This is a genomic window from Mycobacterium sp. NGS24, assembly GCF_059813065.1.
The window spans coordinates 1-21,894 of record NZ_JCALDW010000029.1; the positions used below are offsets into that span (position 1 = coordinate 1).

At 67.8% G+C, this 21,894-nt stretch carries 17 protein-coding genes and 1 pseudogene; 8 read left to right on the forward strand and 10 right to left on the reverse strand.

The annotated features are described in order from the left end of the window. Positions 1 to 1,321: sensor domain-containing protein (locus AC5Y6Y_RS24350; protein WP_499930603.1), on the forward strand; the 1,321-nt coding region annotated here is incomplete at its 5' end. 3 nt (positions 1,322 to 1,324) lie between these two features. Here AC5Y6Y_RS24350 and abmR read toward each other — a convergent pair. Next, complete coding sequence (abmR, locus tag AC5Y6Y_RS24355; protein WP_463826669.1) at positions 1,325 to 1,894, reverse strand: ATP-binding transcription factor AbmR; 570 nt, start codon at positions 1,892 to 1,894, stop codon at positions 1,325 to 1,327. Positions 1,895 to 2,162: 268 nt separating this feature from the next. Continuing rightward, a complete protein-coding gene (locus AC5Y6Y_RS24360; protein ID WP_499930605.1) occupies positions 2,163 to 3,278 on the reverse strand; it encodes an adenylate/guanylate cyclase domain-containing protein in 1,116 nt (371 codons plus the stop codon). Positions 3,279 to 3,401: 123 nt separating this feature from the next. Here AC5Y6Y_RS24360 and AC5Y6Y_RS24365 point away from each other — a divergent pair, with 123 nt between their 5' ends. Continuing rightward, positions 3,402 to 3,899: a DNA-deoxyinosine glycosylase gene (locus tag AC5Y6Y_RS24365; RefSeq protein WP_499930607.1), complete on the forward strand. Its 498-nt coding sequence runs from the start codon at positions 3,402 to 3,404 to the stop codon at positions 3,897 to 3,899. On the opposite strand, the gene AC5Y6Y_RS24370 is transcribed toward AC5Y6Y_RS24365, so the two are convergent. Next, positions 3,894 to 5,282 carry an amidase gene (locus tag AC5Y6Y_RS24370; protein ID WP_463826672.1) on the reverse strand — a complete coding sequence of 463 codons (1,389 nt, stop codon included), beginning with the start codon at positions 5,280 to 5,282 and terminating at the stop codon, positions 3,894 to 3,896. The two genes, AC5Y6Y_RS24365 and AC5Y6Y_RS24370, sit on opposite strands and share 6 nt — an antisense overlap. A gap of 56 nt (positions 5,283 to 5,338) precedes the next feature. On the opposite strand from AC5Y6Y_RS24370, the gene AC5Y6Y_RS24375 reads away from it, so the two are divergent. Continuing rightward, complete coding sequence (locus tag AC5Y6Y_RS24375; RefSeq protein WP_463826673.1) at positions 5,339 to 5,761, forward strand: HIT family protein; 423 nt, start codon at positions 5,339 to 5,341, stop codon at positions 5,759 to 5,761. A 118-nt stretch (positions 5,762 to 5,879) separates the two neighbouring features. Then, the gene (locus AC5Y6Y_RS24380; RefSeq protein ID WP_499930609.1) at positions 5,880 to 9,887 is read left to right on the forward strand and encodes a diguanylate cyclase domain-containing protein; all 4,008 of its coding nucleotides are present in this window, start codon (positions 5,880 to 5,882) and stop codon (positions 9,885 to 9,887) included. An 11-nt stretch (positions 9,888 to 9,898) separates the two neighbouring features. On the opposite strand, the pseudogene AC5Y6Y_RS24385 reads toward AC5Y6Y_RS24380, so the two are convergent. The 3 genes and pseudogenes from AC5Y6Y_RS24385 to AC5Y6Y_RS24395 all read right to left on the reverse strand — a co-directional run bounded on the left by AC5Y6Y_RS24385 (position 9,899) and on the right by AC5Y6Y_RS24395 (position 12,915). Continuing rightward, a pseudogene (locus AC5Y6Y_RS24385) lies at positions 9,899 to 10,930 on the reverse strand (LLM class flavin-dependent oxidoreductase). A 36-nt stretch (positions 10,931 to 10,966) separates the two neighbouring features. After that, positions 10,967 to 12,085, reverse strand: a complete 1,119-nt coding sequence (locus AC5Y6Y_RS24390; RefSeq protein WP_463826812.1) for an FAD-binding protein — start codon at positions 12,083 to 12,085, stop codon at positions 10,967 to 10,969. A gap of 2 nt (positions 12,086 to 12,087) precedes the next feature. Beyond that, positions 12,088 to 12,915: a uracil-DNA glycosylase gene (locus tag AC5Y6Y_RS24395; protein ID WP_463826676.1), complete on the reverse strand. Its 828-nt coding sequence runs from the start codon at positions 12,913 to 12,915 to the stop codon at positions 12,088 to 12,090. Between the two features lie 93 nt (positions 12,916 to 13,008). Between AC5Y6Y_RS24395 and tap the strand changes: the two genes are divergently transcribed. The 4 genes from tap (at position 13,009) to AC5Y6Y_RS24415 (ending at position 17,538) form a co-directional block, all read left to right on the forward strand. After that, a complete protein-coding gene (tap, locus tag AC5Y6Y_RS24400) occupies positions 13,009 to 14,268 on the forward strand; it encodes a multidrug efflux MFS transporter Tap (protein ID WP_499930611.1) in 1,260 nt (419 codons plus the stop codon). Positions 14,269 to 14,313: 45 nt separating this feature from the next. Then, entirely contained in the window at positions 14,314 to 15,633 is a 1,320-nt protein-coding gene (locus AC5Y6Y_RS24405; RefSeq protein WP_463826813.1) for an FAD-binding oxidoreductase, read from the forward strand. Positions 15,634 to 15,718: 85 nt separating this feature from the next. Continuing rightward, the gene (locus AC5Y6Y_RS24410) at positions 15,719 to 16,954 is read left to right on the forward strand and encodes a cytochrome P450 (RefSeq protein ID WP_499928060.1); all 1,236 of its coding nucleotides are present in this window, start codon (positions 15,719 to 15,721) and stop codon (positions 16,952 to 16,954) included. Then, positions 16,954 to 17,538 carry a TetR/AcrR family transcriptional regulator gene (locus tag AC5Y6Y_RS24415; protein WP_499928062.1) on the forward strand — a complete coding sequence of 195 codons (585 nt, stop codon included), beginning with the start codon at positions 16,954 to 16,956 and terminating at the stop codon, positions 17,536 to 17,538. Before AC5Y6Y_RS24410 ends, AC5Y6Y_RS24415 begins: the two co-directional genes overlap by 1 nt. On the opposite strand, the gene AC5Y6Y_RS24420 is transcribed toward AC5Y6Y_RS24415, so the two are convergent. The 4 genes from AC5Y6Y_RS24420 to AC5Y6Y_RS24435 are packed head-to-tail and all read right to left on the reverse strand — an operon-like array spanning position 17,510 to position 21,845. Beyond that, the gene (locus AC5Y6Y_RS24420; protein ID WP_499930613.1) at positions 17,510 to 18,226 is read right to left on the reverse strand and encodes a siderophore-interacting protein; all 717 of its coding nucleotides are present in this window, start codon (positions 18,224 to 18,226) and stop codon (positions 17,510 to 17,512) included. The two genes, AC5Y6Y_RS24415 and AC5Y6Y_RS24420, sit on opposite strands and share 29 nt — an antisense overlap. Positions 18,227 to 18,275: 49 nt before the next feature. Further along, positions 18,276 to 19,505 carry a lysine N(6)-hydroxylase/L-ornithine N(5)-oxygenase family protein gene (locus tag AC5Y6Y_RS24425; RefSeq protein WP_499930615.1) on the reverse strand — a complete coding sequence of 410 codons (1,230 nt, stop codon included), beginning with the start codon at positions 19,503 to 19,505 and terminating at the stop codon, positions 18,276 to 18,278. Next, positions 19,492 to 20,298, reverse strand: a complete 807-nt coding sequence (locus AC5Y6Y_RS24430; protein ID WP_499928068.1) for a GNAT family N-acetyltransferase — start codon at positions 20,296 to 20,298, stop codon at positions 19,492 to 19,494. Before AC5Y6Y_RS24430 ends, AC5Y6Y_RS24425 begins: the two co-directional genes overlap by 14 nt. A 41-nt stretch (positions 20,299 to 20,339) precedes the next feature. Continuing rightward, a complete protein-coding gene (locus tag AC5Y6Y_RS24435; protein ID WP_499930639.1) occupies positions 20,340 to 21,845 on the reverse strand; it encodes a DHA2 family efflux MFS transporter permease subunit in 1,506 nt (501 codons plus the stop codon). Between the last annotated feature and the right edge of the window lie 49 nt (positions 21,846 to 21,894).

The window sequence follows — 21,894 nt, forward strand, 5'->3', positions numbered from 1 at the left end:
GTTTTCCAACGACGAGGTCACCTACCGCGCCGACATCTACGCCCTGGCCTGCGTGCTCTTCGAATGCATGACCGGGGGGGCGCCCTACCGCGCGGACAGCGCCGGCATGTTGGTGACGGCTCATCTGATGGATCCGATCCCGCAGGTCAGTGCCGCGCGCGCCGGCATCCCCAAGGCCTTCGACGCCGTGATCGCGCGTGGCATGGCTAAAAAGCCCGAAGACCGCTACTCCAGCGCCGGCGACTTCGCCCTGGCCGCGCACGAAGCGCTCAGCAGCCCCGACCAGGACCACGCCGACAAGATCGTGCGCCGCAGCCAGGAAGCCGTCCTGCCCGGTGCCCCCACCGTGCTGCCGCCGACCATGGCCGCCGGGTCCGTGCCGCCGCCGCCGCGGACTCCGCCACCCCCGTCGCCGCCGCGACCGCAGCAGTCGGGTCCCCAGTATCCGGGCGGGTCCGGACCGTCGGGTCCGATCCCGCAGCAACGGCCGGCCTGGGCGGGCTCGAGCGGCCCGATCGCCGCACCGAATCAGCCGCCGCATCCGCAGTACTTCCAGGGCGGTGGCCCGCTACCGCCACACCCGTCGGGACCGGTCCCCGCCTGGAACCCGGGACAGCAACCGCCGCCACGCAAACGGAACCTGTGGCCCATCCTGGCCGCCGTCGCGGTCGTCGTGGTTGTCCTGATCGGCGGCATCGGTATCTGGCTGGTCAACCAGTCCGAGCCGACCAAGCCGAAGCCGCCGATCTCCGAGGACCGGCTGAATTCACTGTTGCTCACCTCGTCGGAAATCAACTCGGTGATGAGTGCGTCGACCATGCAACCCGGCAAGCCGATCACGACGATGGACAACTCGCCGGTGACGCTGTCGCAGCCGGACTGCCAGGGAGCGATGTATACCAGTCAGGGACCGGTGTACTCCGGATCCGGTTACACCGGGCTGAACGGCCTGATTCTGTCGGAGCCGGGCGACAACAACGACCACTGGGTCAACGAGGCCGCGATCGCCTTTCCGACCGCCGACAAAGCGGAATCGATTGTGCGAGCCCAGTTCACCAAGTGGAAGACGTGCGCCGGGAAGACGATTACGGCCACCAACAAGGGCAAGACCTACCGGTGGACCTTCTCGGAGGTCGTGGGCAGCCCACCGAAGATCACGGTGATGAACACCCAGGAAGGCGCCAACGGTTGGGAATGCCAGCGGGCGATGGGTGTGGCGAACAACATCATCGTGGACGTCAATGCCTGCGGGTTCAAGATCACCAACCAGGGTGGTCAGATCGTCGACAAGATCTTCGCCAAGATCGACAAAGAAAAGTAGTCGCTAGTTCGACGACGACGGTGGCGCCAGGTCGGGCCCCTGGGCGCGTAAGTCGTCCACCGCGGACATGGCACTGCGCAGCTTGGCCAGCCACTCCTCGGTGTGTTCGCCGACTAGTCTGACCGACCAGGCCAGCGCATCCGCGCGGGAGCGTGCGACGCCGGCATCGACCAAGGTGTCCAGCACCTGGCGTTCGGGTTGCTTGAGCCGCGTCATCACCGGAACCGCGATGTGGGTGAACAACTTTCGTTCCCCGTTGACCTCGACGCCCCAGGACACCTTGCGCCCGAAGCGGGCCTGCGCTTCGTCGGCGATGGCCATCCGTTCCGGCCGAGTTTCCTTTCGGAATCGCGACGCCCGGCCCTCGGCACGTTCGGCGCTTTCGTCGGCCGCGCCGAGTCTGCCGACGACGGTGATTTCCTCCCGATCGACGACGACTTCGGGATCGCCGTCGAACCAGCTTTCAGGGATCCGTCCGGCGAACCACTCGGCCGCACCCGTTGCGTCGGGTTGGTCGGCCTGCTGCCAGCCGCCGGGGCGGCCGTGCCGCCGTCCATGATGGTGAATGCTCATGATTACATCATTACATGATTACTAAGTTCGCAGAATGTATTTCGCGCTCGGCGAACCTCCCCCACCGCTCCCGGGCGCCCGATGCGACCTTGAGAACCGTTGCGATCCGGCAGGTCCAGTTGTATTTTTGGTAACGAAGCAGGCCCGGAAGTGACCGAATCTCAAGTGCCGGACGCAGGGGTAAGACCCGGCCGCGTCAGACCCGCGCAAGACGGAGTCGGTGACGCCCCCCAGAGTCACACCGGGCCTGCCCATATGCGAGACCGGCTCACCCGCCCTGCCGAACCCGAAAGACTTTCGTCTCGTTCTTGATGCCCTTGAGGCGGCGCGCACCGGCGAAGGACCACTCGAAACCGTCGTCGCCGGAATCGGTCTGCAGCGCCTCCCGGGTCGACTCGGCGACCAGAACTGTGCCCGGGCGCGCCACCCCGGTGACCCGGCTTGCCGTGTTGACCGGACTGCCGAACCAGTCACCGGCCCGGCTCACCGCCATCCCGGACGCGACCCCGGCCCGGAGCCGGGGAAAGTCGTCGTCGGTGTCCACCTTCTCCACCAGCTCGAGCATGGTGTTCAGCAACGGCGCCGGCTCGGGGCTGACGAACATCACCGCGTCACCGATCGTCTTGATGAACCGCACCGGCGGGGCGGTCAGGTCGCGTGCGAGGTCGGCCAACCGGTTCGCGAGTTGCCCGAGTTCCTCGGCCGAGATCACCTCGCCCAACTTGGTGAATCCGACCAGGTCGGCAAACGCGATCGTGACCGCGCGGGCACCCGGCAGCGGCTGACCGGCTGCCCGCTCACCGGCACTGACCGCCTCGGTCTCCATCATGTGCCGCAGGTGCATGAACAGCATTTCCCGGATCATCGGCCCGAGCAGCGGGGTGATCTTGCTGATCAGCTCCTTCGACGCTTTCGCGATCTCCACTTCGCTGAGCCCGGGGCGCATGATCGCCGACAGCGCGGCGTGCCGCATCACCTCGGCGGCGTGCGACAAGCCCTCGGCGAGCACCCGCACGACAGCGATCACCTGGTCGGGCGGCAAGCCCAACTCGATGAACTGCTGGGCCGTCGCGGCGGCTTCGACGTCGGCGCGCATGTGGACCACGGCGTCGGGGTCGTCCACCCGGGCCAGGCCGATCGCGCGCTGAATCCGTTGCAGCAGACCGAGATCGATGCCGTGACTCTCGCTGATCTCCCGGGTGGAGACGTAGGTGCCGTCGTCACCGATCAGATGGCGGCTCGCCAGCAGCAGCGGCGGGCTGGACGAGCGGATCTCCTCGGCGGTGATGCCCTGCTCCTGCAGCCACCCCACCAGCTCTGCGCGCTCCGCGCGCTGCTCACCGGCCAACCCGTCGAGCAGATCGTCGTCCACGTCCTCAGCCATTTGGTCAACGTATAACGACGGGTGGCGATTCGATGCGCCCGCCGCGCGACCCACGCACCGACGGATACCCTGATAACAGCAACGTTCGCCATGACAGCGTTACCCGGGGTACCCACCGAGACAATGACGACCACACCGCAGCTGCATGGACTGCCGCCGGTTATCGACGACCGGGCCACCACCCTGATCCTGGGCTCGTTTCCGAGCGCCCAGTCGCTGGCCGTACAGCAGTACTACGCGAACCCGCGCAACGCGTTCTGGACCATCCTTGGCGAAGTCTTCGGATTCGACTGCACAGCAACGTATTCCCGACGACTGGCCAACCTGCAGGATCGGGCGGTGGCACTGTGGGATGTGTTGCACGCCTGCCACCGATTGGGCAGCCTGGACTCCGCAATCGATCCGAAAAGCCTGGTAATTAACGATTTTACTGAGCTATACGCCAACTACCCTGCCATCCAACGGGTTTACTTCAACGGTGCGAAGGCGGCCGACTTGTACGGGCGCTTCGTCGGTGACCGCGCCGGCGTCGATTGCCGGCGGCTGCCGTCGACCAGCCCGGCGCACGCCACCAAACCCGGGGTGAAACTGGCCGCCTGGCGGGCGCTGAACAGCTCATGACACCGGTGGGCGTCGCTGCGCCCACGGTCGGGCCGCTTCGAGTTGCGCCGACAACGACAGCAGCGTCGCCTCGTCGTAGGGCCGGCCGACCAACTGCACCGACATCGGCAGGCCCTCGTCGTCGAAGTCCCACGGCACCACGGCGGCGGGCTGGCCGGTGAGGTTCCACACCTGCTGAAACGGAACCCGTTGGCCCACCAGCAACAACGTCGAGATCCCGCCGCGGCGCTGGTAGGCGCCGACCCGCGACGGGCCGGCCGCGGTGCCCGGAGTCACCACCACGTCGACGTCCTGGAAGATCGACTGGATCCGCCGGCTCAAACCGACCTCGGCCTCGCGCAGCGCGGTCATCCGCCGGTCAGAGAAGAACGAACCCATTCGCGCGATGGTGCGGGTCCGCGGCTCCAGCCGCTCGGGATGCGCCTGCGCGTCGGCGTCGTCGCTGATGCCCCGCAACATTCGGGGCAGATAGTTCGCGTAGAGCGACGGCGGATACTGCGGATCGCGGACGATCACCTCGTGGCCCAGGTCGCGCAGCAACGCACCCGCTTGCTCGAGCGCGGTCAACTGGGCCTGGCCCACCCGGACCGGCATCGGCGTCGGCACCTTGGTGCTCAACGCAATTCGCAGCCGTCCGGGACTGCGCGTCGCCGCCGCGACGAACTCGCCGTCGGGCCCGGGCACCGTCGTCGTCGCATCCAGGAACAACGCCGCATCCAGCACCGAACGCGCGATGGGACCGATGACGCTCAACCCTTCCCAGGCGTCGTCGTGCGGCTCCAGCGAGACCCGGTCCCGTTGCGGTTTGAGTCCGAACAATCCGCACCAGGTCGCCGGGATACGGATGGACCCGCCGCCGTCGGAACCCAACGCCAGCGGCGCCAGTCCGGCAGCGACCGCCGCCGCGCTACCGCCGCTGCTGCCGCCCGGCGTGCGACGCGGGTTCCACGGGTTGCGCGTCGCGCCGAACGTCAGCGACTCGGTGAACGGCATGATCATCAGTTCGGGCACCGCGGTCTTGCCGATCACGACCGCGCCCGCCGCCCGCAGCCGGCGCACCACCTCGGCGTCGTCGGTTACCGGCGGGCCGTGCGCGCCGCTGCCGTAGGTGGTCGCCTCACCGGCGACGTCGACATCGTCCTTGATTGCTAGCGGCACCCCGAGCAGCGGCCGGCGCACCCCGGCGTCCAGTAGTTGCTGGGCGGTTTCGGCGTCCTTGCGGGCAGCGTCGTAGCGCACCACCCGGTAACAGCGCAGTTCGCTGTCCAGCCGCTCGATGCGTTCCAGGTAGACCTCGAGCAGCTCCGGCGCCGTGACTTCCCCGTCGGCCAGCATGCGCGCTTGTTCGGCCGCGCCGGCGAACGCGAGATCACGAGGGTCCACCGCCGCAGCGTATCGCTGGCTGCGGCCGGACTGTCGCGACCCAGTACGGTGACGGCATGTCCTGCGTGTTTTGTGCGATCGTCGCCGGGGACGCCCCGGCCATCCGGATCTGCGAAGACGACGAGTACCTGGCGTTGTTGGACATCCGGCCGTTCACCCGCGGGCACACCCTGGTCATCCCCAAGAAGCACAGCGTGGACCTCGCCGACACGCCACCACAGACGCTGGCCGGCATGATCACCCTGGGCCAGCGCATCGCGCGGGCCGCCAAAGCCACCGACCTGGCGGACGCGACCAACATCGCGATCAACGACGGCCGGGCCGCCTTCCAGACCGTCCTGCACATCCACCTGCACGTCCTGCCCCGGCGCAGCGGCGACAAGCTGTCGCTGGTGAAAGGCATGGTGCTGCGCCGCGACCCGGACCGGGAGGCCACCGGGCGCATCCTGCGGGACGCGCTGGCCGCGACGAGTTCGTAGCCGGTGGCCGCGTAGTCGCTCGTCATCGAGTCGGACCAGAGTCCGGCAGCTATTCTGTGGGAGCGCGGTGAAGCTCGTCGGTACTTCGCCGAAAATGCGCGCGCGAGCTGGAGCTGGAATGAAGCGCTGGACGGGACTGCCGTGCCCGCTCACCGGGCTGAGCATGGGCGTCAGTTGTGCCGTCGTCCTCGGGTACGGTTTCGCGGCGCTGCTGGTGATCTGCTCTTCGCTGTGCGGCTGGCAGGGTCCCTACGCGACGCGGCCCGTGGTGCAGGTCGTGACCGTGCTGTGCCTCACGTTCGCGAGCAGTTGTGCGGTGGCGGCGGCCCGGCAGGCGGTCGGGCGATTCAGGTTCGGGTGGCTGGCCATGGCGGTGGCACTGACCGGCTGGGCTGTCGGCGAAGTCATCTGGGCCGCGCTGGACGTGCGACCCGAACTCGACCACGCCACCCATCCGGCCGCAGCGGAGTTCGTGCTGCTGCTGTATCCCGTCGGTACCCTCACCGCCTTATTGCTGCTGGCCCAGCCGGCCGGCCACAACCTGTGGCGACTCGTCCTGGACGGCATCATCGTGGCGACATCGCTGTTCGTGGCCTCGTGGGTGTTCGTCCTGGACAAACTGCTGCAAACCAACACCGGTTCGCGGCCCACCACAGTCGTCCACGTCTTCGCCGACGTCACCCTGATGACCACGGCGATCCTGGTGTTGTCCCGGGGCCGCCCCGGCGGCCGCCGCAGCATGACGCTGCTGTCCAGCGGGATTGTGACCATCGGTCTCACCGACATGGTCGTGCTCTTCCAGACCGGCATCGGCAGCTACCACACCGGCGATCTGGTGGACGTCAGCCGGGTGGCGGGTTTGGGCCTGGCGGCGCTGGCCGGACTGGTGAGCGCGCAAGAGTCTGATGTCCCGCCGACGCTCGACGAGATCACCTCGCGGGTACGGCTGTGGCTGCCCTACCTTCCGCTGGTGCTGGCCGCCGCCATCGGGCTGGGCCACGCCCTGCACATGATGCGGCACGGCCCGCTACTGGTGGGGCTCGGAATTCTGGTGGCGACGGTGCTCATCCGGCAGTTGCTGGTGCTGGTCGAGAACCAGCGCCTGTTGAGCGATGTCGCCCAGGAAGCGTTCCGGGACAGCCTGACCGGGCTGGCCAACCGCGCGAACTTCCTGCACACCTTGGAAGAAGCTGTTTCCCGTCGCCGCCAGCACGCCGCACCGATCGCGGTGATGTGCCTGGACCTGGACGACTTCAAGTCCGTCAACGACGCGCTGGGCCACCCGGCCGGCGACGAATTGCTGGTCCGGGTCGCCGGTCGGCTCACCGCCGCGCTGGATCAGGCGGGCACCGTCGCCCGACTCGGCGGTGACGAATTCGCCGTGCTCGTCGAAGGCCCGGTCGCCGAATCGCACGCCGTGGCACAACGAGTCCTCGACGCGTTCGAGCGGGCGATCGTGATCGACGGCGTCCCCCTGGCCGTCCGACCCAGCATCGGGTTCACCGCGGCGGTCGCCGAGTCCACCGTCACCGTCGACGAGCTGCTGCGCCACGCGGACCTGGCCATGTATGCCGCCAAACGCGAAGGCGGACAATGCATCCGCAGCTTCGTGCCGGATCTGCCACTGCGCTACGCACTGCCCGAATCGGCCGATTCGGCGATCGCGGCGTTCGAGAACAGCCTCGAAGGCGGCCGGCTGCCCCGAGGTGCCCCGAGCGCCTTCGGATCGGTGAGCGGCTCGGCCAACGCCAGCGCGCTGGCCCGCACCTTCCGGCCGCTCGCCACGGCGGCCAGACCGAAGCCGGACGAAACCTACGAACAAGCGCCCAGCGTCCGGTGGCCGCCGCTGGGCATCCGGATAGCGCTGACGCTTCTGACGATCGGTGTGGTCATTTTCGCGGCGTCGTGCTGGCCCGACCCGCGCGCCGACCACACGCCGTTCTTCGCCAACGTCCTCTATCCCGCGCTGAACCTGTTCGCCGCGTCGCTGGTCGCCGTCCGCGGCTACCGCGTCACGGCCGACCGTCCGGCGTGGATCCTGATCGCCGTCGGGATGGCCTCTTCGGCATTCGGCGACATCATCTACACCCGCTGGGTCCACGAAGGTCAGTCGCCGTCGATCGCCGATCCGGCCTATCTGGCGTTCTACCCGCTCACCTACGCCGGTCTGTTACTGCTGATGCGCTTCCGGCTGAAACGGGTGCCCGTCCCGATCCGTCTCGATTCCGTCGTGTGCGGCCTGGCCATGGCGGCCGTCGGCGCCGCGCTGATGGCCGGGCCCATTCACGACGCCGCCTTGCGGGCACCGGCCACCGTGCTGGTGGGACTGGTCTACCCGTGGTTCGACCTGGTGCTGCTGGCGCTGGCCGCCGGAATGCTGCCGATCCTGGGCTGGCGGCACGAATTCCGCTGGGGACTGCTGGCGGCCGGGTTCGTCCTGTTCGCGACGGCCGACACCGCGTACCTGTTCGAGACGTCCGCCAGCGACTATCGGGTCGGCACCATCCTCGACGCGTTCTGGCCCGCCTCCTCGCTGTTGATCGCAGCGGCCAGCTGGGCGGCGTGGTCGTCGGTGCCGCCGCTGCCCAGGCGCGGGTTGGGTCCCTATGTGGCACCGGTGGCATGCACCATCGTCGCGTTGTCCGTCACCGCGGTGGGGCCCGAATCCCGCGCCGCGCAGATTCTGGCGGCGCTGAGTTTGATCGCGGTGGCAGCGCGGTTCTCGGTGACGTTCCGCGAGGTCAGCATCATGGCCGAAACCCACAAGCGGGCCATGACCGATGAGCTGACCACGCTGCCCAACCGGCGGTCGCTGGCCACAGCGCTGACCGAGGTGCCCACTTCTCCGCCGTCCACACCCGTGCTCACCCCCACCCTGAGCACCAGGACCCCGGCCCGTCGCGCGCTGCTGCTGCTGCAACTGCACGAATTCCAGGAGATCAGCGACACGGTCGGCCACCATTTCAGTGACGAGCTGCTGTGCCAGATCGCGAACCGACTGTCCCAGAACGTACGTCGGGAAGATCTGCTCACCCGCGCCGGTGACGACCAGTTCGCGATCCTGCTTGCCGAAGGGGCCGACCTGATCGCGGCGCGCGCACAGGCGGGCCGATTGCTGGAGGCGTTGGGGCACCCGTTCACGCTGGATCCGATGACCGTGCAGGTCGACGCCCGCATCGCCATCGCCCTGTACCCCGACCACTGCGATCATCCGCAGGAGCTGCTGAACCGCGCCGAGATTGCGATCCCGCACGCCAAGTCCACCCGGAGCAAGATCGTGGTGTACGACTCGGCGTACGAGCTGTACCGCGACAACGATCCCAACCTGATCGAGGAACTACGCGTCGCGCTGGTCGACGGCGCCGACCTGACCTGCCATTACCAACCCAAGATCAACGCCCACGACGGCAGCGTGCACAGCGTCGAGGCCTTGCTGCGCTGGCATCATCCCAGCCGCGGGTTGTTGCTGCCGGAGGAGTTCCTGCCCGCCGCCGAACGCGCCGGCCTGATGCGCAAGGTCGCTAACCGTACCGTCAACGTCGCACTCGAGCAGATCCGCAGCTGGCGTGAGCAGGGCCTGCGATTGACCGTCGCGGTGAACCTGTCAACGACGAACCTGCTGGACCTGGACCTGGTCGGCACCATCGAGCAGCAGTTGCGCACCCACGGCCTGCCCGCCGACGCGTTGATCATCGAGATCACCGAGAGCACGCTGGTCGACTCGGAACGGTCCCGCAACACCGTCGCTGCGCTGCAGCAGCTCGGTGTGCGCATTTCGCTGGACGACTACGGCACCGGCTGGTCCTCGCTGGCGCGGCTGCAGGATGTCTCGGTCGACGAGCTCAAACTCGACCGGGTGTTCGTGGCACGACTCGCCCAGGATCCCCGGTCGGTGGCGATCGTGCGATCCACCGTGGCGCTGGCCGCCAGTCTGGGCGCCGACCTGGTAGCCGAGGGCGTCGAAGACGAGGCGACCCTGCGCGCGCTGCGTCAGTACGGCTGCACCATCACCCAGGGTTTCGTGCACAGCCCGCCGCTGCCGGCAGCTGATCTGCAACGATGGATCGAGAGGCACGTGCCCGATCCGGCGGCGAACAATCCGCCGCCGTCCGCCACGTTGGCGTAAGACGGGCCGGGTCAGAACAGCTCTTTGGCGAGCAGCTCCAGCGTCGCCACCCGGGCGGGTGCGGTCGCCGGGTCGGTGCCGCGGTGTGCCGAGGCGACCGGATGCACCATCACCTCGTCGACCTCGAAGCGCTCGGCCAACACACGCAGCTGCTCGGCCGCCTCGGCGGGTGCGCCGACCACAGCGCGGCGCAACCCACTGTCGACGATGTGCTGCTCGGGCGGCGTCAACTGCGCCCCGCGGGCCTCCTCGACCAACGGCACCGGTCCGAGCGGTTTCCCGGTGCGCTACCGAGCCATCATCTGCAGGTTGGGCAGGATCAAATCCGTTGCCTCGTCCCGGGTTTCGGCGACGGCGGCATTGACGGTCAGGAAGGTCAGCGGTTCGGCCGTGAGGTCGCTGGGACGAAAATGCGAGCGGTAATACTGCAGCGCCTCCTCGGTGCCCTGACCGGAGAAGTGATGGGCGAATACATACGGCAGTCCCTTGGCAGCTGCCAGCCGCGCCGAATACATCGACGAGCCCAGCAACCACAACCGCGGCTCACTGACCGCGGCCGGAGTCGCCTTGAGCGTGTAATCCCCCGAACGCAGCGGCACCCGCACTCCGTGGGCGCTCATCAGCGCGACCACATCGTCGAGGTAGTCCGGGAAGTTCGCGATGTCGCTGTCGTCCTTCCCGCCACGCAGCGCGTAGGACGTGACCGGATCGGAGCCGGGGGCACGGCCGATGCCAAGGTCGATACGGCCCGGCGCGGCGGCCTCCAGCAGCGCGAACTGCTCGGCGACGGTCAACGGCGCGTGGTTGGGCAACATCACCCCACCCGAACCCAGCCGCAGCTGCCGGGTCTGCGCGGCGAGATAGGCGATGAGCACCGGCGGATTGGTCGCACCCACTGATGGCATGTTGTGGTGTTCGGCGATCCAGTACCGGGTGAAACCCAGACGGTCGGCGGTCTGCGCCAGCGACACGGTGGCCGCCAGCGCGTTCCCGGTGGACTGGTCGGTGCGCACCGGGACGAGATCAAGAACGGAAAGGCGCACGACGGGAACAACGCGTTCGGCGGCAGGAACCTTCCCTCAGTAGTTCATCAACGTGATCGAGTTCACGATCAGGTCGAACTGTTCCTGCGAAATGGGTGCGCCACCCGGGATGCTGTCGGTGGCCAGGAACTGGGTGCGTTCGGTGTAGGCGCGAAAGCGCTTGAAATAGTTGGCGAATCCGAGTCCGTGATCGAGGCGGGCCAGCTTGAGTTCGCCGGCCAGAATGGTGGCGCCCAGCAGCGCCAGACTGGTCCCCTGGCCCGACATCGGCGAGGAGCAATAGCCGGCGTCGCCCACCAGCACCACCCGTCCGATCGACCAGTGATCCATCACGATCTGCGCCATCTCGTCGAAGTAGAAATCCGGCGCGGATCGCATCAGCTCGAGCAACTGCGGACGGACCCACCCGTCGTCGGCCATTCGCCTGTCCAGCTCGGCGAACTGAAGTTCCCTGTCGCGGTAGTCGATTCGCACGTCGGGTTCCATGAATCCGAGCATTGCCCGCGCCTCGGAGTTGTTGCGCGCGCTGTACACGCCCGCCATGCTCGTGTCGCCGTAGTGCCACATCTGCCAGTAGTCCAGTTCCAGGAAGTTCGGCACGGTGAAGATCGCCGCGTACGTTCCCAGTCGCTTCTTGAAACGGTCCTCGGGACCGAACACCAGTCGGCGCACGTTCGAGTGCAGGCCGTCCGCGCCGACCACCAGATCGAAGCTGCGGGGGTCGGCATGCTCGAATGTCACGTCGACGGACGGTCCCAGATTGCTGATGGTGACGATGGTGTCGTCGAACAGGAACTCGGTCTTCAATTTGGTTTCGTCGTAAAGCAATCCGATCAGATCGTCGCGCAGCAGTTCGATGTCCTGATTGTCGATCGGCCCACCGGTCGGCGTTGATTCGGTGTCCCTGGACAGTTCGTTGCCGTCACGGTCGACGACGGAAAAACCCTTGATGCGGGTCTTGAGATCTTCGGCGACGGCCCGCAGACCCATCCGATCCAGCACCTCCAGCGCCGGCCCACGCACGTCAATTGCCTGCCCGCCCGGCCGCAGCCCCGGATGACGTTCCACCACAGTGACCGAATAACCATTGCGCCCAAGCCAATACGCCGCAGCGAGGCCCGCCACGCTGGCACCGGACACCAGCACCGATTCCACCATTACCTGATCCCTGCCAGCTTCTTTGCGTCCGCGAACACCTCGTCGAGCATTGCCGGAGTCAACCTACCTGTGAACATGTTCTGCTGGCTCGGGTGGTAGCAGCCGAGGAGGCGCTTGTCGGCAGGCAACTCGGCGACGACCCGGTGACCGAACTTTGGTTTGGGCTTGGGAGCGCCCGTCATCGCCAGGGCGACCTGCCAGGCGAACCCGCCGAGGGCGACCAGCACCCGCACGTGCGCCGAGACCAGCCGCCACTCCGCACCCAGCCAGGGCGCGCAGGTATCCCGCTCGGCCGGCGTCGGGGCGTTGGCCGGCGGCGCGCAACGCACCGGGGCGACCAGACGAATCTGCTTGGCCCGCAAGCCGTCTGCGGCGTCGACGCTGGTCGGCTGGTTCACCAACCCGGCCCGGAACAGCGCCGCGTAGAGCTGGTCGCCGGACCGGTCACCGGTGAACATCCGTCCGGTGCGGTTGGCGCCGTTGGCGGCGGGAGCCAGCCCGACGATCAGCAGCCGCGGACGCTCCGAACCCCACCCCGGCACCGGTCGTCCCCAGTACGGCTGTTCGGCGAACGCGCGTCGTTTGGTCACCGCGACGTCCTCGCGCCAGGTGACCAGGCGCGGGCACGCCCGGCACACGCTGCTCTGCGCGTCCAGCTCGGCGATGGACCCCGCTGCCCCCGCCAGCTCGGTGACCTGCGCAGCGTCGGCGGCCACCGGGGTCTGCGGCGTCGCCCTGTCACCCGGCCACCCCGAGCCGGGCGGCACCGGCGAGTCGAAGGCGCGGCCGGTGCGGGGATGGCGGAGCGACACACGTACATCCTGCATTCACCCAGCCGGCGGCGCTCGGCTGCACCGAAATTCGGTGGTTCCGGCGGGTGGTTTACCGCTACATTCGGCCCGACCACATCAAGGGTATCCATGAACGAGAAGAAGCCCGTGAACCACAAGACCCCGGCCCTGCTGGTCCTGTTCGCCACCCTGATGGCAGGTGCGGGCGACGGTATCTCCCTGGTCGCGTTTCCCTGGTTGGTGCTGCAGCGACAGGGCAGCGCGGGACAGGCCTCGATCGTCGCGGGCGCGACCACGCTGCCGCTGCTGTTCTCCACGCTGGTCGCAGGCACCGCGGTGGACTACTTCGGGCGCCGGCGGGTGTCGATGGTGGCCGATGCGCTGTCCGGGGCAGCGGTGGCCGCGGTCCCGGTGGTGGCGTGGGCGTTCGGCGAGCAGGCGGTCAACGTTGCGGTGCTGGCCGGGCTGGGCGCGTGCGCGGCGGCCTTCGACCCGGCCGGCATCACCGCCCGCCAGTCGATGCTGCCCGAGGCCGCCGCCCGGGCGGGGTGGTCGCTGGACCGCGTGAACAGCCTTTACGAGGCGATCCTCAACCTGGCCTTCATGGTCGGTCCGGGGATCGGCGGGCTGATGATCGCAACGGTCGGCGGCATCACCACCATGTGGATCACCGCCGCTGCGTTCGCATTGTCCATCCTGGCGATCTCGGTGCTGCGCCTCGAGGGTGCCGGTAAACCGCTGCATGCCTCGCGGCCCGAGGGTCTGCGGTCGGGGATCTCCGAAGGCTTGCGCTTCGTGTGGAGTTTGCGGGTGCTGCGCACCTTGGCGCTGATCGACCTGGTGGTCACCGCGCTGTACCTGCCGATGGAAAGCGTGCTGTTCCCGAAGTACTTCACCGACCGCAATCAGCCGGGACAGCTCGGGACGGTGCTGATGGCATTGTCGCTGGGCGGGCTGGTGGGTGCGCTGGGTTACGTGGCGCTGGCCCAACGGGTACCGCGCCGGATGATCATGCTGGCCGCGGTCCTGACCCTGGGCGCGGCCGCGGCATTGATCGCGCTGCTGCCGCCGCTGCCGGTAATCCTGGCGCTGGTCGCGGTGGTGGGCGTGGTGTACGGGCCGATCCAGCCGATCTACGCCTACGTCGTGCAGACGCGCACCCCGACGCAGCTGCGCGGCCGGGTGGTCGGCGTGATGACGTCGCTGGCCTACGGCGCCGGTCCGCTGGGTCTGCTGCTGGCCGGCCCGCTGACCGACGCCGCCGGCTTGCACGTCGCGTTCCTGGCGCTGGCGTTGCCGATTCTGGCGACCGGGCTGATCTGCCTGCGGCTGCCGGCGTTGCGGGAACTGGACCGCGCGCCGGAGTTTGCGGTGGATCCAGCGACGTAGGATCGGCGTGTGCTGGAGGACCTCATCGCCGAACTGCCCGACGGGATGGTGATCACCGATCCCGCGGTGACCGAGGGCTACCGACAGGACCGTGCGCTGGACCCTTCGGCGGGCAAACCGCTGGCCGTGGTGCGCCCGCGCCACACTGCAGAGGTGCAGACCGTGCTGCGGTGGGCGGCTGCGCACCGGGTGCCGGTGGTGACCCGCGGCGCCGGCAGCGGCTTGTCCGGCGGGGCGACGGCGGTGGACAACGGGATCGTGCTGTCCACAGAGAAGATGCGCGATATCACCGTCGACCCGGTGACCCGTACCGCGGTATGCCAGCCGGGCCTGTTCAACGCCGAGGTGAAGAAGGCCGTCGCCGAGCACGGGCTGTGGTATCCCCCGGACCCGTCGTCGTGGGAGATCTGCAGCATCGGCGGCAATATCGCCACCAACGCCGGCGGGCTGTGCTGCGTGAAGTACGGCGTCACCACCGACTACGTGTTGGGCATGCAGGTGGTGCTGGCCGACGGCACCGCGGTGCGGCTGGGCGGTCCGCGCCTGAAAGACGTTGCCGGACTTTCTCTTACGAAGCTGTTCGTGGGCAGCGAAGGAACGCTGGGCGTGGTCACCGAGGTGACGCTGCGGTTGATGCCAGCCCAGAACCCGTTGAGCGTGGTGGTGGCCAGTTTCGCGTCGGTGGAATCCGCCGTCGATGCGGTGCTCGGCGTCACCGCCCGGCTGCGCCCGGCGATGCTGGAGTTCATGGACTCGGTGGCGATCAACGCCGTCGAGGACACCTTGCGAATGGACCTGGACCGCGGCGCGGCAGCGATGCTGGTGGCCGCTTCCGACGAACGGGGTCGCGCCGGCGCGGAAGATGCCGAGTTGATGGCCACGGTGTTCGCCGAACATGGTGCCACCGAGGTGTTCTCCACCGACGACCCCGACGAGGGGGAGGCGTTCGTCGCCGCCCGCCGGTTCTGCATCCCGGCCGTCGAAGCCAAGGGATCGTTGTTGCTGGAGGACGTGGGGGTGCCACTGCCGGCGCTGGGTTCGCTGGTGACCGGGATTGCGCGCATCGCCGAGGAGCGGGACCTGATGATCTCGGTGATCGCCCACGCCGGGGACGGCAATACGCACCCGCTGCTGGTGTTCGACCCCGACGATGCCGCGATGGCCGAACGCGCCCAGCTGGCGTACGGCGAGATCATGGACCTGGCCGTGGGGCTGGGCGGCACCATCACCGGTGAGCATGGTGTCGGGCGGTTGAAACGGCCCTGGCTGGGCGACTATCTCGGACCTGAGGTGATGGACCTGAACCGGCGGATCAAGGATGCGCTGGATCCGTTGGGGATTCTGAACCCAGGGTCGGGGATCTGATCGGTGCGGCTTCGCGTGGCGCCGAAGCTGGTCCGCCGCGATCGCAGCCGTTGACGCATCTTCGGATCTGTCGTAATAATAAGACATGACTGCCGTTGTGTCTCACGAAGCGCCCGTGAAGTTCGTCCTGGCCACCGCCGAGACCTGGCCGAATCCCTGGCCGATGTACAAAGCGCTGCGCGACCACGACCCGGTGCACCACGTCGTCCCGCCGGGACATCCCGAGCACGACTACTACGTGCTGACCCGCCACGCCGACGTCTGGTCCGCCGCCCGCGACCACCGGACGTTCTCCTCCGCGGAAGGTCTGACCGTCAACTACGGCGACCTGGACATGATCGGGCTGCGGGACAACCCGCCCATGGTGATGCAGGACCCGCCGGTGCACACGCAGTTTCGCAAACTGGTGTCCCGGGGATTCACCCCGCGACAGGTCGAGGCCGTCGAACCCAAGGTGCGCGAATTCGTCGTCGAACGAATCGAGAAGATCCGCGCCAACGGGGGTGGCGACATCGTCACCGAGCTGTTCAAGCCGCTGCCCTCGATGGTGGTGGCGCATTATCTCGGTGTGCCCGAAGAGGATTGGGCGCAGTTCGACGGCTGGACCCAGGCCATCGTCGCGGCCAACACCGCCGAGGGCGGCATCGTCAGCGCGCTGGAAACCGTCGGCGACGCAGTCGGAACCATGATGGCGTATTTCACCGCGCTGATCGAACGGCGCCGCACCGAACCCGAGGACGACACCATCTCGCACCTGGTGGCCGCCGGGGTGGGCACCGACGGCGATATGGCCGGCATCCTGTCGATCCTGGGCTTCACCTTCACCATGGTCACCGGCGGAAACGACACCGTCACCGGAATGCTGGGTGGCTCAATGCCTTTGCTGTATGAACGGCCCGATCAGCGACAGCTGCTGGTCGATGACCCCGGCCTGATCCCGGACGCGGTCGACGAACTGTTGCGACTCACCTCACCGGCACAGAACCTGGCCCGCACCGCAACCCGCGACGTCACGATCGAGGACACCACCATCCCGGCCGGGCGCCGGGTGCTGTTGGTGTACGGCTCGGCTAACCGCGACGAGCGCGTATATGGTTCTGACGCAGGCGAACTCGATGTGCGGCGTCGCCCGCGCAACATCCTGACTTTCAGCCATGGCGCACACCACTGCCTGGGCGCGGCCGCGGCACGCATGCAATCCCGGGTCGCGTTGACCGAACTACTCAGTCGCTGCCCCGATTTCGAGGTCGGCGAACCGGTGTGGTCCGGTGGTAGCTACGTACGCCGTCCGCTGTCGGTGCCGATCAGGATCAAGGCCTGATGGACTGGCTGGCCGATCGCCGCAGCGAAGCCGCTGCCGACCGCATCCTCGATGCCGCCGAGCGACTGTTCACCGAACAGGATCCTTCCTCGGTCGGCATGAACGAAATCGCCAGAGCCGCAGGGTGTTCGCGGGCAACGCTGTACCGGTACTTCGACAGCCGGGAGGCGCTGCGCACCGCTTATGTGCACCGGGAGACGCACCGACTGGGCCGAGAGATCCTGCAGGCGATCGAACGGGTCGGGGATCCACACCAGCGACTGGTCGCCGGCATCAGCGCCACATTGCGGATGGTGCGCGAAAGTCCGGCGCTGTCAGCGTGGTTCGGGTCCACCGTGCTGCCGATCGGTGGCGAACTGGCCGGGCAGTCCGAGGTGATCACCGCCCTGGCCTCCAACTTTCTGAATTCGCTGGGACCCGACGACCCCGCCGTGGTGCAACGCCGCGCGCGCTGGACGGTGCGGATGATCATCTCGCTGCTGATGTTCCCCGGCCGCGACGAGGATGACGAACAGGCAATGATCGAAGAGTTCGTCGTCCCGGTGGTATCACCGGTCAGTTCGTCCAATAGGCCTGCGCCTTAATAGATTTGCGTGGTATCCCAAATTCTTCCCGCAGTACGCGGGCTACCGAGCGCGTGGTACGCATACTGCACGCGACCCAACCGAAGTGGTCGCCGGCGTCGAACGCCGCCGCGCGCACTGTCTCGATCAGCGACTCGTCCGCGCTGTGCCGATCCACCCAGACGACATCGGCGTTGCGGGCCACCGGCAAGTTCTTGTCGTCGTCACAACCGGCCTCCAGAAACACCCGCGCCGGGGCGTCGCCGATCGCACCCAGCAGGGAGTTGATGGCCGGCAGCGAGGCGGTGTCGCCGACGATGACGTACCCGGTGGGCGCCGGTTCCGGGATGGCGAACTTGCTGCCCAGTACCGTCGCGTCGATGGTGTCACCCGGTTGCGCGCTGCGTGCCCAGTCCGAAGCGACCCCGTCGTGCAAGGCGAACTCGACGTCGAAGGTGCCCGCCTGCGGATCCGGGTCGACGAGGGTGTAGCCGCGTTGGTGCGAACGGTCGCCGTCGGCGAACCACATTCGGATCCACATCGTCGGGTGCACCGCATGCGCGGCCAACATCCCGCCGTCCTCGAAGCTCACCCTCAGGTAGTGCGGACTGATCTCCCGTCGGCGGGTCACGGTGAGGCGGTAGTCCCCGGCACCCATCAGCTTGAGCACGGTGCCTTGCCAGCCCCGCGACGCCTTCGTTTCGGCCATCCTCGCCTCCCATTAAGTTAGGTAAGGGTAACCTATCACGCTGGGTCGGTCATGGCCGAGCGGCAAAGTTCGCCGCAATTTCCCCGGCTCGCACCGCGACGTTCGACAACAAAGTGGAGCCCAACCCGTGCGTGTGCTCTACCGAGCCGTTCAGATAGATGTCCCCGGGCGCCGCTGACGAGGGCACCAGTCGGTAATCCCGGGTGACCAGCGGGCGCCCCGCCGGGTCGAACTGGTAAAGACAGGCCAGCTCGCCCAGGAAGTGCCGGACATCCAGCGGCGCATAGCCCGTCGCGTAGATCACTGCATCGCAGTCCAGGGTCTGCTGCGAGTGGTCGATCAGGTGGGTGATCGTCACCTGCACCCCATCCGAATGTTCCTGCGTGGCAGTAATTTCGGATGCATTGTCGATGAAGAATCGGCGCTCGCCGGACACCCGTTCGGCGTACTCGCGCGCATAAAGTGCGTCGATCAGTTCCGCATCCACCGCCGAGTAGTTGGTCGACCGGTGGTAATCGAGGAGTCGTTGTCGCAGTGACTGGTCGGCTGTGTAGAAGTCGTCCACGGCTGACGGATCGAAGATGCGATTCGCGTAAGGGCTGTCGTCGGCCACGCTGTATCCGTAGCGGGTAAAGACCGCGCGCACTTCGGTCGCGGGGTAGGTCTGATGCAGGTAGCTGGCTACTTCCGCTGCGCTCTGCCCCGCGCCGACCACCGCGAATCGTTTCGGGTCAGCAACATCGAGGGCAGCAAGACGGGACAGCAGGCGGTGGCTGTGCCACTGCCGGGAGGTTTCGGACCTGCCGTGCGGCAGCATCGGGCACAGGCCGGTGCCGAGCACCAGGGCACCGGCGTGCATCGCCCACCCGGACTCCGCGCGCACCAGCATGCCCGAATCGTCCGCCGTCACCTCGACAATGCGCTGCCCGTAACGGACGTCGGCGCCGAGCCCGGCTGCGGCCCATGCCAGATAGTCATGGAACTCCATCCGGCTCGGAAACATCGTATGCCGACCGATGAAGTCGACGATCCGGCCACGCTCACTCAGGTAGTTCAGAAAAGTGAAGTGGCTCTTGGCGTTTCGTAATGTGACCAGATCCTTGAGAAACGGGATCTGCATTCTGGCGCCCGGCAGCAACATTCCACGGTGCCAACCGAACTCGGGCTGCGCCTCGACGAACACCGCCTCGCGGTCCAACTCGGCCAGCGCGATCGCCAGCGCGAGGTTGGACGGGCCGAAACCGATGCCGAGCAGATCGGTGTGTTCAGGCATGGGCATGCGCGCGCGTCAACCGCTCCAGGTAGCGTCCACGCACCATGGACCTGTTGATCAGCACCACGAAATCGGCCATGTCGAAGTCCGCGTCGTAAGAGGGTTCACCGCAGATCAGTCCGCCGATCCGCAACGAACCCTGCACCATCGGCGGGATGCGCACCCGGCCCGGGTCGGGCAGCTCCGAGAGACTCAAACCGTTGACCCGCACCGGGTTTCGGGGCGTGACCCGGTATTGCGGAGGCGCCGGATGCGCACCGAACGCGAAGTCGCGCACACCGCGCACCAGGGCTCCCCGCGGCCCACCGCCCTCCATCCGGACCGACAGGCAGCCCACGCCCCATTCGTGGCCGGTCAGTTCCTGATAGCGGATGATGCCCGCCCACAGCAGGCCCATCACCGCGCCGCTGCGATGCTCGGGATGCACGCTCGCGCGGCCGAGTTCGACCAGCGTGGGCCGCAGCGCATTCAAACCGCCGATGTCGAAGATCGTGTCGGCGAATATCCCACCGGCCGCGCGGGCACCGTCGGGCGGCAGCAGTCGGTAACAGCCGACGATCTGCCCGGCCGATTCGTCGCGGACGAGCAGGTGCTCGCTGTACGGATCGAATTGGTCGACATCGATCATCTCCCCGGTCAGCGGACCCGGAATCGCCCGGGGCAGCGCCGCGCCCATCTCCTCGGCAAAGGTCCGATAACGCAACCGCTGCGCGGCTTCGATATCTGCCGGGTTGGTCGAAATCACAACGCTGTAGCGGCCGCCAGCGGTTGCGGGGATGATGCTCGCGTCGCCCATCATGGTATTCGCAGGTTACCCAGGGCGATTGTCAGCAAACAGCGTTACGACGTGCGACGGGCTCCCAGTGCGATCAGTATCGCCGCCGCGACCGCGGCCAGCGTCGCGGCGACGGCGGCCGCCTCCAGCGCCGCCTGCATACCGTCGGCGCTGGCCTGCCGGGCTACCCGGGCGATGACGGGCACCGCCGGTTTGAGCTCGTCGGGCAGAAAGTCGAGCACCCGCAGACCGGCACCGGCCGACAACCGGTCGACCAGCACCTGCCGGGGCCCGGAAGGCACACCGGCCAGTTTGCTCAGACCGGCCGACGCGCCGTCGGCGGCATGTCGGCTGAAGAGGGCACCGAGCCCGGCGACCCCGGCCAGGATGCCGATCTGCCGAACGGTGCTGACCGCCCCGGTCGCCATCCCGGCGTCCTCGGCAGGGACGAATTGCAGTGCGATGTCCGAGGTCAGCGCGAACAGGCCGCCCAGGCCGAGGCCGGCCACGATCGACCCCGCGATGAAGTGTGTCCACTGCGTGGTTTCGGTGACGCCGGTCATCAGCCACAACCCCGCTGCGATCAGCACCACCCCGCCCGGGATCGACGTCCAGGCCGGCGCGTACCGGGCGGCCACCATGGCGAGCGGGGCGCCCACCACACAGGCGACGGTCAACGGCAGAGCACGCAGTCCCGACTGGAAAGGGCTGTATCCCAACGTGTTCATCAGATACAGCGCCAGATAGTTGGTAGACGCAATCAACGTTCCGGCCGCCGCGAAGGCCGCGATCGACACCCCCGCGAACCCGGGCCGGCGCACCACGCTCAGGTCGAGCATCGGCGCGCTGACGCGGGACTCCCACCAGCAGAACGCCAGCAGGCCGGCCACGGCGGCCGCGCCGAGCGTCAGGATCACCGGGTCGGTCCAGCCGCGGCGGTTACCTTCGATCAACACGTACACGCCGGCGAACAATGCGCCGGACAGGATCGCGGCGCCCGTCAGGTCAAGCGGGCGGTGTTGTGCCGCACGGGTTTCCGACACATAGCGCCAGGCGACGCCCAGCGCCACCGCCCCGATCGGCACGTTGATGAGGAAGATCGACTCCCAGCCGAAAGCGCCGACCAGCGCTCCGCCCAGCAACGGCCCGGCGGCCGCGGCCGCACCCATCACCGCGCCGTAGATCGCAATCGCGATGCCCCTGCTGCGCTGTTCGGGAAAGGCTGCGGCGACCATCGGCAGCGAGACGCCGAGCAGCACCGCCCCACCCGCCCCCTGCACGGCCCGGCTCAGGTTCAGCGCCTCGATACTGCCGGCCAGCGCGCAGGCGGTGGAGGCCGCGGTGAACACCGTCATCCCGATCAAATAGAGCCGCCGGCGGCCAAGGCGGTCGCCCACGGTGGCGGCGGTGAGCAGCAGTCCCGCCATCGGCAGCGCGTAGGCGTCCACCACCCACTGCAGTCCACTCAATTCGGCATCCAGCGACGCCTGGATGTTGGCCAACGCGGCTGACACGATGGTCATGTCCAGCAGCAGCATGAACACCGCGAGACACACCGCGAACAGCGTCAGGCGCGGATGAGCCGCCGAGGTAGCGCTGGTGCCGTCCGCCGCGGACACG